This is a genomic window from Sorangium sp. So ce296, from assembly GCF_051529605.1.
In the GTDB taxonomy this organism is placed as follows: Bacteria; Myxococcota_A; Polyangia; order Polyangiales; family Polyangiaceae; genus Sorangium; species Sorangium cellulosum_D.
In genome coordinates this window covers 5,753,557-5,766,858 of record NZ_CP150325.1, presented here as the reverse complement: position 1 = coordinate 5,766,858, position 13,302 = coordinate 5,753,557, and the positions used below count along the sequence as shown (strand labels likewise).

The 13,302-nt window shown below is 72.8% G+C and carries 9 protein-coding genes and 1 pseudogene; 6 read left to right on the top strand and 4 right to left on the bottom strand.

Going from position 1 to position 13,302, the window contains the following annotated elements:
• The first annotated feature begins 196 nt into the window (after positions 1-196).
• The 3 genes and pseudogenes from WME98_RS21425 to WME98_RS21415 all read left to right on the top strand — a co-directional run.
• Positions 197-1,216 (top strand): ABC transporter substrate-binding protein, encoded by a 1,020-nt coding sequence (locus tag WME98_RS21425; RefSeq protein WP_437952965.1) that lies wholly within the window; start codon positions 197-199, stop codon positions 1,214-1,216.
• Between the two features lie 10 nt (positions 1,217-1,226).
• The gene (locus tag WME98_RS21420) at positions 1,227-2,726 is read left to right on the top strand and encodes a sugar ABC transporter ATP-binding protein (RefSeq protein ID WP_437952964.1); all 1,500 of its coding nucleotides are present in this window, start codon (positions 1,227-1,229) and stop codon (positions 2,724-2,726) included.
• Between the two features lie 107 nt (positions 2,727-2,833).
• A pseudogene (locus WME98_RS21415) lies at positions 2,834-3,550 on the top strand (ABC transporter permease); the annotation flags it as partial.
• Between the two features lie 46 nt (positions 3,551-3,596).
• Here the strand turns inward: WME98_RS21415 and WME98_RS21410 are convergent.
• Entirely contained in the window at positions 3,597-4,949 is a 1,353-nt protein-coding gene (locus WME98_RS21410; protein ID WP_061622309.1) for an ADP-ribosylglycohydrolase family protein, read from the bottom strand.
• Positions 4,950-5,063: 114 nt separating this feature from the next.
• Between WME98_RS21410 and WME98_RS21405 the strand changes: the two genes are divergently transcribed.
• Both WME98_RS21405 and WME98_RS21400 read left to right on the top strand, forming a co-directional pair.
• The gene (locus tag WME98_RS21405; RefSeq protein WP_437952963.1) at positions 5,064-7,835 is read left to right on the top strand and encodes a DUF2961 domain-containing protein; all 2,772 of its coding nucleotides are present in this window, start codon (positions 5,064-5,066) and stop codon (positions 7,833-7,835) included.
• A gap of 104 nt (positions 7,836-7,939) precedes the next feature.
• Positions 7,940-8,617 carry a glutathione S-transferase family protein gene (locus WME98_RS21400; protein ID WP_437952962.1) on the top strand — a complete coding sequence of 226 codons (678 nt, stop codon included), beginning with the start codon at positions 7,940-7,942 and terminating at the stop codon, positions 8,615-8,617.
• Here the strand turns inward: WME98_RS21400 and WME98_RS21395 are convergent.
• The 3 genes from WME98_RS21395 to WME98_RS21385 all read right to left on the bottom strand — a co-directional run bounded on the left by WME98_RS21395 (position 8,602) and on the right by WME98_RS21385 (position 10,899).
• On the bottom strand, positions 8,602-9,627 hold the full coding sequence (locus WME98_RS21395) for a 5'-nucleotidase C-terminal domain-containing protein (RefSeq protein WP_437952961.1): 1,026 nt from the start codon (positions 9,625-9,627) through the stop codon (positions 8,602-8,604). The two genes, WME98_RS21400 and WME98_RS21395, sit on opposite strands and share 16 nt — an antisense overlap.
• Positions 9,624-10,190, bottom strand: coding sequence for a hypothetical protein (locus WME98_RS21390; RefSeq protein ID WP_437952960.1), 567 nt, complete (start codon positions 10,188-10,190; stop codon positions 9,624-9,626). The genes WME98_RS21395 and WME98_RS21390 overlap by 4 nt, the downstream gene beginning before the upstream one ends.
• 157 nt (positions 10,191-10,347) lie before the next feature.
• Positions 10,348-10,899, bottom strand: a complete 552-nt coding sequence (locus WME98_RS21385; RefSeq protein ID WP_437952959.1) for a GNAT family N-acetyltransferase — start codon at positions 10,897-10,899, stop codon at positions 10,348-10,350.
• Between the two features lie 180 nt (positions 10,900-11,079).
• Between WME98_RS21385 and WME98_RS21380 the strand changes: the two genes are divergently transcribed.
• On the top strand, positions 11,080-13,155 hold the full coding sequence (locus tag WME98_RS21380) for a hypothetical protein (RefSeq protein WP_437952958.1): 2,076 nt from the start codon (positions 11,080-11,082) through the stop codon (positions 13,153-13,155).
• Positions 13,156-13,302: the final 147 nt, after the last annotated feature.

Here is a 13,302-nt window from a genome sequence, read left to right as displayed (position 1 = left end):
GCAGACAGTCCGGCTACGGCGCATCTCCTCGACGCCCTCGGGATCCGCTCGTAAACGACGCGCATTCCCCCGAATCGCCATTGTTTCTCCCCGGCCTGCATCGCCATTGCGCGAAGCGCCTGCGGCCGATTTCATGACACCGACGCGCTCTCCAGCGCGAGCGCGACCGCGCTCCGTCGACTATCCTCGCGCACCGATGAACGTCAGTATTCTCGCGTGCGTTTTCGCGATCACCGTTCTCGCTGCATGCTCGAAGACCTCGCCGGATACGACGTCGACGGACGCAGGCGCGGCGCCGAAGAGCGGCGCGCGACTCCGCATCGCCGTCGTGCCGAAGGGGACGACGCACGAGTTCTGGAAGAGCGTGCACGCGGGCGCGGTGAAGGCCTCGCGCGAGCTCGATGTCGACATCGTATGGAAGGGGCCGCTCAGGGAAGACGACCTCAAGGGGCAAATCGATGTGGTCTCGAGCTTCGTCGCGCAGGGCGTGTCCGGCATCGTGCTCGCGCCGCTGAACGGCACGGCGCTGAGGTCGCCGGTGCGCGCGGCGGCGCAGGCGAAGATCCCGGTGGTCGTGTTCGACTCCGACCTCGCCGGCGACGAGCACGTGAGCTTCGTCGCGACCGACAACCACGGCGCCGGCAAGCTCGCGGGAGAGCACCTCGCCAAGGCGATCGGCGGGAAGGGCAATGTCCTCATGCTCCGTTATCAGGAGGGCTCGGCGAGTACGCAGGGCCGCGAGAAGGGGTTCCTCGACGCGGTGCGCGCGATGCCCGACATCACGCTCGCGAGCGAGAACCAGTACGGCGGCGCCACCACCGAGACGGCGTTCAACAAGAGCGAGAGCCTGCTCCTCGCGCACAAGGCCGCGGAGGGGACGATCGCCGGGGTGTTCACGCCGAACGAATCGACGACCTTCGGGATGCTGCAGGCGCTCCGCAAGACGGGCGCCGCCGACAAGGTGAAATTCATCGGCTTCGACGCCTCGGAGAAGCTCCTCGGCGCCCTGCGCGAGGGCGACGTCGAGGCGCTCGTCGTCCAGAACCCGTTCTATATGGGGTACGTCGCGGTCAAGACGATGGCGGCGCACCTCCGCGGCGAGCCGGTCGAGAAGCGCATCGACACGGGCGCGCGCGTCGTCACGAAGCAGGACCTCGACGACCCGGCGGTGCAGGAGATCGTGAGGCCCGACCTCGCCCGGTGGCTCGGGGAGTGAGCGGCTCGTGATGGCAGCGCGCACGCCCCTCCTCGAGGCGACCGGCCTCGCCAAGGCGTTCGGCCCCAATGCGGTGCTTCGCGGCGTCTCGCTGCGGATCGCGCCCGCGAGCGTCCACGCGCTCCTCGGCGAGAACGGCGCGGGCAAGAGCACGCTGACCCGCATCCTGCTCGGCATGGAGCGCGCCGACGCGGGCTCGCTGCGGCTCGGGGGGGCGCCGTACGCGCCGGCCTCGGCCGAAGGCGCGCGCCGCGCGGGCGTCGTCCTCGTCCCGCAGGAGCGGACGCTCTGCCCCCACCTCTCGGTCGCGGACAACGTGGTGCTCGGGATCGAGCCGGCCGCGCGCGCGCTGCCCGGGATCCGCGACCGCGCGCGCGCCCGCGCCATGGCCCGGGGAGCGCTCGCGCTCGTCGCCGACGGCCCGGACCGCGTGCCGCTCGACGCGCCGGCCGGGGAGCTCGGCGTCGCCGATCAGCAGCTCGTCGAGATCGCGCGGGCGCTCGCGCAAGGCGGCCTCCGCGAGGGCGGGCGGCTCGCGGCGCGGCTGCTCGTCCTCGACGAGCCGACCTCGAGCCTCGGCCACGCGGACGCCGCGCGCCTGTTCGACCGCGTCCGCGCCCTGCGCGACGCCGGCCTCGCGGTGCTGCTCGTGACGCACTTCCTCACGGACGTGCGCGAGCACGCGGACCGCTACACGGTGCTCCGCGACGGCCGCGTCGCCGGGGAAGGCGATCCGCGCGAGACCGAGCCGGCGCAGATCGTCCGCGAGATGCTGGGCCGCGCGCTCGAGGACGCCCGCGAGCGCGCGGCGTCCGAGGGGCCGCCGTCGGGCGGCGGCGAGGTGGTGCTCGACGTCAGGGACGTCTCCGGCGTGAAGCGGCCGAGGCGCGCGTCGCTGACCCTGCGCCGCGGAGAGATCCTCGGGATCGCCGGCCTCGTCGGCTCGGGCCGGACCGAGCTCCTCCGCATCCTCGCGGGGCTCGACCCGAAGCAGAGCGGCACGGTCGCGCTGCGCGCTCCCCGCGGGGTCGGCCTCCTCAGCGAGGATCGCGGCGGGGAAGGGCTGATGCTCGGCCGCTCGATCGCCGAGAACGTCTGGCTCTCGCCGCGCGCGCCCCTCGTCGCCGCGCCGAGGGCGCTCCTCCCGGAGGCGGCGCGCTGGATCGAGGCGCTCGCGATCCGCGCGGCGGGGCCGGAGCAGCGCGCCGGCGAGCTCTCGGGCGGCAACCAGCAGAAGGTCCAGCTCGCGCGCCTGCTCCGCGAGGACGTGGACGTGCTCCTCGTCGACGAGCCGACGCGCGGCATCGACGTCGCGAGCAAGGCGCAGGTGCTCTCGCTGCTCCGCGAGCTCGCGGGCGCCGGCAAGGCCATCGTGCTCGTGTCGAGCCAGCTCGACGAGCTCGTGACGACGTGCGACCGCATCGCGGTCCTCCGGCGGGGGACCCTCGATCCGCCGCGGCCCGCGGCGTCGTGGACCGCGGCGTCGCTCCTCCTGGAGGCCTCCTCGTGAAGAAGCGCCCGCCGTGGCTCGGCCCGCTCGTCGCCCTGCTGCTCGTCTACGCGCTCTTCGCGGCGCTCGCGCCCGACACCTTCCTGCGCAGCCAGAACCTGCTCACGATGGCGCGGCAGACGGTGGTGGTCGGCATCTGCGCCCTCGGCATGACCCTGGTCATCGCGACCGGCGGGATCGACCTCTCCACGGGCTCGCTTGTCGCGTTCACCACGGTCGTCCTCGCGACGCTCCTGCGCGCGGGGGCGCCGGCGCTGCCCGCGGCGCTCGCCGCCACGGCGGCGGCGGGCCTCGCGGGCGTCGTCGCCGGGACGCTCGTGGGGCGGGCGCGGATGATGCCCTTCGTCGTGACCTTGGGCACGATGAGCGCGCTGCGCGGCGCCGCGAAGGGGCTCGCGTCCGAGCAGAAGGTCGACGCCGACCCGCGCGGCCTCGACGCGCTGCTCTCGGCCGACCTCGCCGCGCCCGGGCTGTGGATGACCGCGGCGCTCGCGCTCCTCGTCTTCGCCGTCCTCACCTTCACGCGCTTCGGGCGCCACGTGTTCGCGGTCGGCAGCAACGAGGCCGCGGCGCGGCTCTGCGGCATCGACATCGGGCGCGTGAAGATCGCGGTGTACACCCTGTCGAGCCTCCTCGCCGGCGTCGCGGGCGTGATGGAGTTCTCGACGCTGACGGTGGGCGACCCGACGGACTCGGTGGGCCTCGAGCTCGAGGTCATCGCGGCGGTCGTCATCGGCGGCGCGCCGCTCTCGGGCGGCGAGGGGAGCGTCGCGGGGAGCGTGGTCGGCGCGCTGCTCATCACGGTCATCCGGACCGGCGGCGTCCACCTCGGGCTGCCGAGCTGGGTGCAGGAGATCGCGACGGGCGCGATCATCGTGGCCGCGGTGGCCGTCGATCGGGTGCGCCGCGCGCGCGGGGCCCGCGCGGCCGCGGGCCGTCAGCCTGCGCCGCGAGATCCACCAGCGCGACCATCCTCTGCGCAATCGCCGTGAAGGTGTCCTCCGCCTCGCGGTCCTCCGGCAGCCGGTCCGGCAGGGTCGGGCGCGTGCGGTGGATACGATAGCGCTCGGCGAGCCGCGCCCCCGGGAAGGCGCGGTGCAGCTCCTCCATGCCGCCGATCAGCGCCACGAGCCCGCCCATCGTCGCCGTGCCGTTGTCGGAGTCCCACCCGGACAGGGTGCCGATCTGGACGGTGCGCCGGAAGCTCCCCCCGCCGAACAGGAGGGCCATCGTCCCGGTCGCCAGGTTGATCGCGGACTCCGTGAACCCTCGATAGACGAAGCCGTGCGCCCGGGCCTGCTCCTGATAGCGATGCGCGATGGCGTCGCGGACGCTCTCCCAATCCTCGGGATCGTCCGCCGATAGATAGGCCGAGAGCACGAAATCGATGACATCGGCGGCCTTCGACGCATCCGGCAGGTAGCTCCTGGCCTCGCGGACGATGCGCACGATCTCCTCGCGCCGCGGTTTCTCCGGATCGACGGTCGCCGCGAGCGAGAAGAGGAGGACATGGAACTGCGCGGCGTGCGCGGCGTGCCCGCGCGCCGTGGTCCGGATGGGGAGGTCGGCGATCCGCAGCGCGAGCTCCGGCATGCCGGGCGCGAGGGCGCCGAAGATCTCCGTGGTGAGCTGCGCGTCGATGTGGAGCGCGTCCGGGTTGAGCGCCGGGTGGCTCGTCCTGGGGGGCAGCACGCCTCGCTCCAGGAGGTCGCGCGCCCTCCGGTTGGAGACCCAGATGAAATCGTTGATGTGCGCTCGCCACCCGTCCCGGATCGCCTCGGGAGACAGGAAGAGCGTCCGCGCCTCGGTCATGAGGTGCAAATAGACATACTCGATATCGGTGTCGTCATCGGCCGGGCACGGGTCGAGGAGCACGAAGTCGATCCGCGCCCCATTGCGGCCCTGGGGTGTCCCCCAGTCTGCGTCGGTGAAGAAGGGGCGCTCGATGCGGACGCCCTCCGTCGTCAGCCCCGTCCAGTTGGCGATGCACTCGCCGAGCCACATCGCGCGGAGCCGCTCGGCGTAGGCGGCGCGATCGAGCTGCCCGCGCGCCCTGGAGGAGATTCCCGGAAGGTCGCGTCGCTCCACGGGGCCTGCCGGCGCGCCGCCCGCGCCCGCGAGCGACGGGATGGAAAGAAGCGCGAGCAGCAGGCCGCGCCAGCGCGCAGAAGGCGCGATGCGGCATGTTCCTTCGAGGAGGCGAGGGCCGCCACGGGTGCGCATGAATCACTCCTTGAATGCGCGCCGGGAGCGTCGCGCCTGGTTTCGCCTCGCGTTAATGCAAGCGAGGTGCCGAGCCCGCTCCCCCGGCGCCGGTCTCCCCCTTAGGTTGTGCTCATGAACCTCGGGCAGCACATCGCGCGCGCCGCGGGCGCACGGCTGGACACCCTCGTCTCGCGCGCGGGCCACCATCTCCTCGGCGGGGCCCTCGCCGTCGCGCCGGGCGTCGCGTCCATCGCTCCGGTGCTGGAGAATCTGCTCTCCTTTCACCCGGGGTGGATATCCCGGAGCGTGACCACCCACGACCCCGCGGGTGGCAACAACGATGGATATCGCGCTGGCGTCGCGCAGGAGGGGGATCACCGGGTCCTGTTCCATGCCCGCGGCGAGGGGAGAATCACGCGGATATGGATGACCGCCCCGCGCGCGGAGCTCGACAAGCCGGGCCAGGAGATCTGGATCGAGATCGACGGGCGCACGGCCTTCCGCGGCTCACCCCACGACTTCTTCGAGGGCCGCGGCCCCTGGAAGCCGCCCCTCGTGCTCGGCGTCGACGCGAGCTCGGGCGCGTTCACCAGCTACGTCCCCTTCGCCTGGTCCAGCGAGGCCAAGGTCCGCTTCCGGGGCGTCCCCATCTATTACCAGGTCACCTACCGCGAGGGCCCCGGCGCCGCGTCGGGGCCGACGCCCGAGGAGCTCGCGGGGTTCATGACCGAGGACTGGACCGCCGCCCTGCCCGCCCCGACGCACCGGCAGGCCCCGAGCCCCGGCGCACCGCTCGTCCTGGCGATCGGCCCAGCGACGGTATCGGGCCTCGATCTCCGGATCCCTGCGGGAAGCCTGAAAGACCTGGACGTGAGGATCGGTGAGCAGCCGCCGGTGCCCGCGTCGTTCTTCTTCGGCCTGGCCAGCACGGGCGCCGAGGCCGACGGCGGATGGACCACGTTCCGGAGCGCGCTGCACGCCGCGCGGGCGCCCGACGCCGCGGGGTTCGGCAGGCTCGCGACGCGCCTGCCCATTCCGCTCGCCGAGGGAGAGGTGCTGTCGCTCGGGGCCGCGCCCGGGTCGTCCATCGCGGGCCTCGAGGCGGCCGTCGATCTCGCGCCCGCCCGCCCCGGCGTGCGGCTCCTCGCGCAATACCGCGATCAGGTGGCCCCCGGACGCGAGACGACGATGCCCCTCTTCGAGGGCGACGGGCCGCTCCAGCTCGTCGCCGTCCTGGAGCACCTCAGCGGCGGCCGCCCCAACGACCGGACCTATCTCGAGGGCGACGAGATGATCCGGACCGACAGGATGTCATACCCCCTGCAGATCGGGACCGGCACCGAGGATTACTTCAACGGCGGCTTCTATTTCCTGGGCGCGCACCATAACCCGTTCAGCGGCCTGCTCCGCTTCATCGTCATCCATCCCGAGAATCGCTGGCGGAACGCCCTGTTCGACCATTCCTTGTACCGCCTGCACGTGGCCGACCCGATCGTGAGCCGCTCCGGCCTGCGCTTCGGCATCGAGGCCGGCCCGACCGGCGCCTATACGCCGCTGCGGGCGCGCTCGCTGGGCCTCGCCTACGCCTTCTCGGATCCTCGGGAGATCGGCGAGCAGGAGGTCCGCCTCGAAGGGATGCGGCGCCGCGCGCGCGCGGCCTTCGACGCCGAGCGCTCGGAGCTCCGGCGGGTCTCCCGGTCGCGCGAGGGCCGCGGGATCACCCGGATCGAGGTCGACTGCCCGCCGGACGCGCGCGGGCTCTTGCTCCTCCGCGCGTACTCCGCGGCGAAAGCCCCCCAGACGGCGCGCGTGCGGCTCGACGGGCGGGAGGTCGGCGTGATCCACGAGATGCAGGCGAACCCGGTCCGGCCGCTCGCGGAGGACGCGCTCTGGGTCGAGCTGCTCCCCGGCCAGTGCGGCGCAGACCGGCGCCCGGTCCTCGAGATCGACGCGCGGAGCTCCCCCGCGCCGTGGAGCGAGCGCGGCTACACGCTGCGGTTCTTCTCCGGGCCCCCCGCGCCGCACCTGACGCAGGGCCCCGCGAGGAAGATCTTTGACGCCAATGCCCGCCGCGAGGCACCGTCCTACGTGAACGATCACGCGATCGTCCAGCTCTCCGACGGCCGCTGGCTCCTCACGGGCATCTTCAACCGCGAGCCCTATCGGCCAGACACCGAGATCGAGTTCGTCCTGGCGACGGCGGCCGGGCCCGGGCCGGCGCGCTGGGTCGAAGCCGCCTCGCCGAGCTTCGCGCTGGCGCCCGAGCGCTTCTCCACCCGTGCCCTCCCCGACGAACGCTGGATCTGGGCCCCGCACGTGGTCCGGGACCGCGACGGCAGCCTGGTCATGATCTTTCACGTGGGCACGCCCGACCCCGACCGATCCGGCTTCCGGATCGCGCGCTCGCGCGACGGGATCGCCTGGACCCGCCACGGAGGTACGCTCTTCGAGGACATCTGCGTCGCCCGCGATCCGATGCTCGTCCGGCTCGGCGATCTGTGGGTGGTTTATTATACGCGCTGCGCGTCGCGGGAATCGCGCCGGAGCGGCGTCGCTTACCGCACGTCGCTGGATCTCGTCCACTGGAGCCCGCCGGCCATGGCGCTCACGCTCGGGCCGGAGACCGCGATGAACAACAGCGGTCATACCGAGTCCCCGTTCGTGTTCGCGCGGAAGGGGTGGTTTTACCTGACGGTCACGAGCTATCCCGTCGACTACGACGCCACGTTCGTCTACCGCTCGCGCTCGCCGTTCGCGTTCCCCCCGCACCCCGTTGCCCGGCTGCGCGCGCACGCGGCCGAGTGGGTCGCGGAGAGGGGCAGCTTCGACGCGGGGCGCCTGTTCTTCACGCACGCGGGGGCCGGCAAGGGCGGCGTGTTCCTCCAGGAGCTCTTCGGCCTCTGAGCCGCGCCGCGAGGGGACAGGGCGCCCCCCGAGAAGTTGAGGTCCGGGCACCCTGCCGGTAGGGATCCCCGGGAACCCCGACTGGGACCACCGAAAGGACGGCGATGAAGCTGATTTACTTCCCGATACGCGGGCTCATCGAGCCGGCGCGGCTCCTGCTCGAGCTGGCCGGCGCGCGGTACGAGCTCGAGACGATCCCGATCGAGCTCTGGCAGGGGCCGCAGGGCAAGCAGCGGTTCCTGCCGATCACGCCGTTCGGGCAGCTGCCGGTGCTGGAGGACGGGGCGTTCGTCCTCTGCCAGTCGCAGGCGATCGGCCGCTACGTGGCCCGCAAGCTCGGCCTCTACGGCGGCACGCTCGAGGAGGCCGCGCGCATCGACGAGGTGACCGAGGTCGCGAACGAGATGCTGCGCGACCTCGGCGTGACGTGCTTCGATCCGCGCTTCCACGAGATCCGCGCCGCGCACCGGGCGGCGATGGGCCAGAAGCTCGACCTGCTCGAGCGTTACTTCGCGCGCACGGCCGCCAGCGCGGAGCACTGGGCCCTCCCCGGCCGCTACACGCTGGCCGACGCCACGATGGCGTTCGCCCTGGAGTCGCTGTGGCCCGTGCAGCCCGGCCTCCTGGACGAGTTCCCGAAGCTCCGGCACGCGATGACGTCGTTCTTCGCGGCCGAGGGGGTCCGCGGCTACGTGCGCGGCGAGCGGCGGTTCCGCACCTGGACCGCCCCGAGCGCCACGTTCGGCGGGAGGCCCGAGGAGACCTATCACTGGTCGGATTGACCGCGCGACCCCGCGGCCGGCGCGGGGGCGCGCGCGCCGGCCTCGCCGCGCGTCACGAGCCTGTCCCCGTCCCGATCGAGCACCCTCAGCAGCTCGCCGACGACCACCTCGGACGGCGTCTCGGCGGTCGCCCGCGAAACGGCCGCCCGCAGCTCGTCGGCCGAGACGCGGCCGTCGCGGTCGACGTCGATCGCGTCGAAGGGCCCGAGCTGGCGCCAGAGCTCCACGGCGAACGACTCGACGAGGACGAGCTTCGGCTCGCGCCCGGTGTCCGCCGGCGGCACCTCCTCCGGGTGCGCCTCGGCGAAGCGGACCAGCGGGGCGATGTCATCCATGCCGCCGAGGAGCGCTCGCGGGAGGGCGATCCGGTACGCGCGATCGTCGACCAGCGGCAGGCCGCCGATCGCGGTCAGGACGCCCCGATCGTCGATCGCCATCCGGTCGTCGATCTGGAGGAAGCCGGCGTGCTGGGCGGGGGCGCGCGACCGCGACGCGGCGACGGCCTCGCGCACGACGCGGCCGGGCAGGCGGGCCACCACGACCTCGTTGCTGAAGGGCACCTCGGCCTTGAGATCCCCGTAGGTGAAGCGCTCGCGGTACTCGCGGCCCCCGCGGATGCCGCCGCCGTTGAAGAGGCACCCGTCCGCCTGGAGCGCGTCCCGCATGCGCGAGCAGAGGAGCGTCCCGAGCGAGGTCTGCCGCGTCCGCGTGCCGATCGACGACAGCGCGCTCCCCGGGGGGAGCCGGAGGAGGGTGGCCGCGTCGAGGTCGCGCACGATCTGCATGTGGCGGTCCACGCGCGCGCGCATCGCCGGATCCTCGGGATAGGCGCGGACGTCCTCGAGCCGGACGGTGACCGCGGGCAGGTCGGGCCCCCCGGCGGGCGGAGGCTCGGCGGGCCACGCGAGATCGATGACGGCCGCGCTCTCGGCGTCGGTGCCGGACTTGACGACCCAGCAGCCGTCCACGTCGTCGATGAGCACCTCGTGCTCGTGGCCGCCGAGGATCACGGAAAGGGCGGATCGCGCTGCGCCCGCGCGAGCGCGAGATCCGCGTCGCGGCTCTGGTGCGTCATCGGGATCACGCAGGCGCAGCGCTCCTCGCGGACGAGCCGTTCGGCCCAGCGGACGGCCGCCTCGTTCGCCGGCTCGATGGCGCATCCTCCGAACGCGCCCCGCCGGTACAGGCCCTGCGCGTGGACGAGCAGGCCGAGGAGGCCGACCCGGACCGCGCGCCCGCCGGGGCTCGCGATCTCGAGGATCTCGTGGGTGGGCAGCGCCGGAGAGAACGAGGGCATGTTGGTGTTGAGCCACGTTCCCCGGAACTCCTGCACCCGCGCCCTGAGCTCCGGGAGCTCGATGTCGGCCTCGTGGTTGCCGAAGATGGTGTGCGTGATCGGCACCGCGTTCATGCAGTCGACCATGCCCCTGCCGTGATCGAGGCTCGAGAGGAGGCTCGGCGCGAGGAAGTCGCCGGCCAGCACGGCGATGAAGCGATCCGCCGGCCCGGCGGCGTGATGCCTCACGAGGCTCGCGAGGCGCGGGAGGTTGTCGAGCGCGTAGACGTCGTTCACGCAGACGATCCGCAGAGAGGGGCCTCTGGGCGTGCCTTGTTCGCCGGCGGTCATGTCCCCTCGAAGATAGCCCAGCGCGCGGGGGTGTGCCTCCGCGCGCGCGGCGACGCCCGGGGATCCGGGGCGCTCACGCGGTCGCCGCGTCGAGCTCCGTGCGCTACGGATCCTGGCCGAGGTGCGCCTTGGCGAGCGCGAGCGGCTCGCTGTCGAAGGATAGCACCCGCCAGGGATGCGGATGGCCAGGGCGCGTCGCCTCTCTCAGCGCGCCGCCCGTGAGCGCCGCGACGACGCCGCGCCAAAACGCGAGCGCCCCCGCGTTCCCCTCGGAGACGCGCACGGTCCACTTGCCCGGGAGGCGCTGCCACAGCAGGACGGCCGCCCGGCGGCCCACGCCGCAACGGCGGTATCGACGCAGGACGAAGAACTCGGCGACATCGAGGACCTCCGGGTCCGTTGCCGCCGGCGAGCCCCGCGTCGCCAGGACGAAGCCCGCGATCTGCCCGCCACATCGAACGATGAAGGCGAACCGGCGCTCCCGCTCGGACCAGTAAAGAGGGAGCTTGTCGTACCCGAAGCGCCCATCCGGCCCCAGCTCGAGGCCGGGGAACACGTCGCTGAGATCGTGAATGTACAGCTCGAGGAGGTTGGACAGCAGCAGGGCATCGGCCGAGGTCGCCTCCTCGAGAGCAACTGAGATGAAATCCGCCATGGCAATTCCTCTGGCCTGCTCAGACCCGACCGATCCGCCTGAAGGGCCCCCGGGACGATATCGCAGGGTAGCAAGGCGCGCGGTCGCCGCGCCAGGGCAGGAACGGTCGTGGCGCATCGTCGTGGCGTCGGAATGAATGCGGCGCGCCCATCGAGCAACGAAGCGACCATGGCCGAGGACATGGAACGTCGTGGCTCGCGCCCCGGGGCTCGCCTGTGGGCCGCGTCCGCCCTGACCATCGCGGCGCTCGCGGGCCTCACCGCGTGCGAGCCTATTGGCCGCGGAGGGGACAGCGGCGGTGAAGCAGGCCCGGGCGGCAGCGGCGGCTCTGCGGGGGTAAGCAGCGGCGGCGGCGCGGATGGCGCGGGTGGATCGATCAACGATGGCGGCGCGCCTGGCACCGGCGGCGATGGCGGCGTGCCTGGCACCGGCGGCGACGGCGGCGCCCCTGGCACCGGCGGCGACGGCGGCGCCCCTGGCACCGGCGGCGACGGCGGCGCCCCTGGCACCGGCGGCGACGGCGGCGCCCCTGGCACCGGCGGCGACGGCGGCGCCCCTGGCACCGGCGGCGACGGCGGCGCCCCTGGCACCGGCGGCGACGGCGGCGCCCCTGGCACCGGCGGCGACGGCGGCGCCCCTGGCACCGGCGGCGACGGCGGCGCCCCTGGCACCGGCGGCGACGGCGGCGCCCCTGGCACCGGCGGCGACGGCGGCGCCCCTGGCACCGGCGGCGACGGCGGCGCCCCTGGCACCGGCGGCGACGGCGGCTCGCCGAGCACGTGTATGCCGGGCTCGGTCGTCGCCTGCTACACCGGCCCTGCCGGGACGAACGGTGTCGGGAGCTGCGCTTCCGGGACGCAGACCTGCCGCCCCGACGGCTCCGGCTACGGCCCATGCACGGGCGACGTGACGCCCGCTCGAGAGCGCTGCGCCACGCCGGAGGACGAGAGCTGCGACGGCGAGCCCCGCTGCGCTCAGCCGCCGCCCTGGGCGCGGGGCTTCGGCGGCCCTGGCATCGACGAGGGCTGGGCCATCGCGAGCGACGCCTACGGCAACTACTACGTCTCCGGCTCCTTCGAAGGAACCGTCGACTTCGGTACCGGCCCTCTGACCAGCGCCGGACGGTCGGACATCTTCTTTCTCAAGCTCGACGCCGCGGGCTCGGTGCTCTGGAGCCATCGCTTCGGGACCGAGGACAACGAGCACGGAGGCGCCCTGACGGTCGACGAGAACGGCAACGTCCTCCTCACCGGCACGTACCGCGTCCTGCCCGAGCAGCCGGGCCTCGATCTGAACGGGTGTCATCTCCCCGCCGTCAACGACTATTACACCGCCTTCTTCGTTACCCAGTTCGATCCCGACGGCAACCCCATCTGGTGCAATGGCCCCTATCCTTCTTCGGACACGCGCTCCGTCGAGCAAATCGCCGTCGACGCTCACGGCGACATGTACGTCGTGTACCTCCAGTGGGAGAGCGCCTATCTCTTGAAGATCGACGCCGCGAGCAAGAGCACCCTCTGGGTAGAGGGGCTGCCAGGATACTACGTCGGCGGCGCGCGGCTCGCGCTCGACGGCGTCGGCAACCCAGTGGCGGTCGTGACCGAAGGCTCGAGCATCACTGACCTCTTTCCGAGCCAGTTCGTCGTCTCCAAGTACGCTCCGACGGGCGATCTGCTCTGGTTGCAACATTACCAATCCAGCTCGGACCCTTGGATGGGCGGCGGCGTGACGGCGCACGCGGTGGCGATCAATGCGGAAGACGAGATCTTCGTGACGGGCGACACGGATGGATCCATCGACTTCGGCAGCGGCGTCCTCCCCGCCGGCTCCGTCCTCCTCAAGCTGGCTGCCGCGGGCGAGCCCATGTTCAGCCGCTCCGTCCGCTTCGGCGACAGGATCGCGCTCGCTCCCTCCGGTGATATCATCATCGGCGGAGTCGGCCTCGCGCAGCTCGACGCGAGCGGGACGGAGCTCTGGTCGGTCAACTTCGATGCCCATGCGCAGGATGTCTCCTGGTCCCCGAACGGCGCGGTCGCCGTCGTCGGCCGCTCGGCGGGCCCCGTGGACTTCGGGACCGGCCCGATCACCTATGGTGGAGGGTATGCCGACGCCTATGTCGCCACGTTCAACCCGCCAAGGAGCGGCGACGGCACGATCGCCCTCACCGGCGCTGTCGAGCGGGCCACCGACTTCGGGGACGGGCCCGTACCGTACGCGGCCGGCACCGACGCGTTCGTCGCCACGATGACCCCCTGAGCGCCCCGGCGCCGTCGACCTGTGTCGAGCTCCAGCACGGGAATACGACTGCACAGCGATGCTCGCAGCTGCGGGACCAGACGAGGACTCGAACCGTTCTCTCGTCGAGGCCGCATGAATGCGGCGCTCCTGCCGGGCAACGAAGCC

What these genes read in the sequence shown, in the direction of transcription:
- WME98_RS21400 (WP_437952962.1), top strand. Translation starts at nt 7,940, where the DNA reads ATGAAGCTGATTTACTTCCCGATACGCGGGCTCATCGAGCCGGCGCGG.
- WME98_RS21380 (WP_437952958.1), top strand. Translation starts at nt 11,080, where the DNA reads ATGGAACGTCGTGGCTCGCGCCCCGGGGCTCGCCTGTGGGCCGCGTCC.
- WME98_RS21405 (WP_437952963.1), top strand. Translation starts at nt 5,064, where the DNA reads ATGAACCTCGGGCAGCACATCGCGCGCGCCGCGGGCGCACGGCTGGAC.
- WME98_RS21410 (WP_061622309.1), bottom strand. Translation starts at nt 4,949, where the DNA reads ATGCGCACCCGTGGCGGCCCTCGCCTCCTCGAAGGAACATGCCGCATC.
- WME98_RS21385 (WP_437952959.1), bottom strand. Translation starts at nt 10,899, where the DNA reads ATGGCGGATTTCATCTCAGTTGCTCTCGAGGAGGCGACCTCGGCCGAT.
- WME98_RS21425 (WP_437952965.1), top strand. Translation starts at nt 197, where the DNA reads ATGAACGTCAGTATTCTCGCGTGCGTTTTCGCGATCACCGTTCTCGCT.
- WME98_RS21420 (WP_437952964.1), top strand. Translation starts at nt 1,227, where the DNA reads ATGGCAGCGCGCACGCCCCTCCTCGAGGCGACCGGCCTCGCCAAGGCG.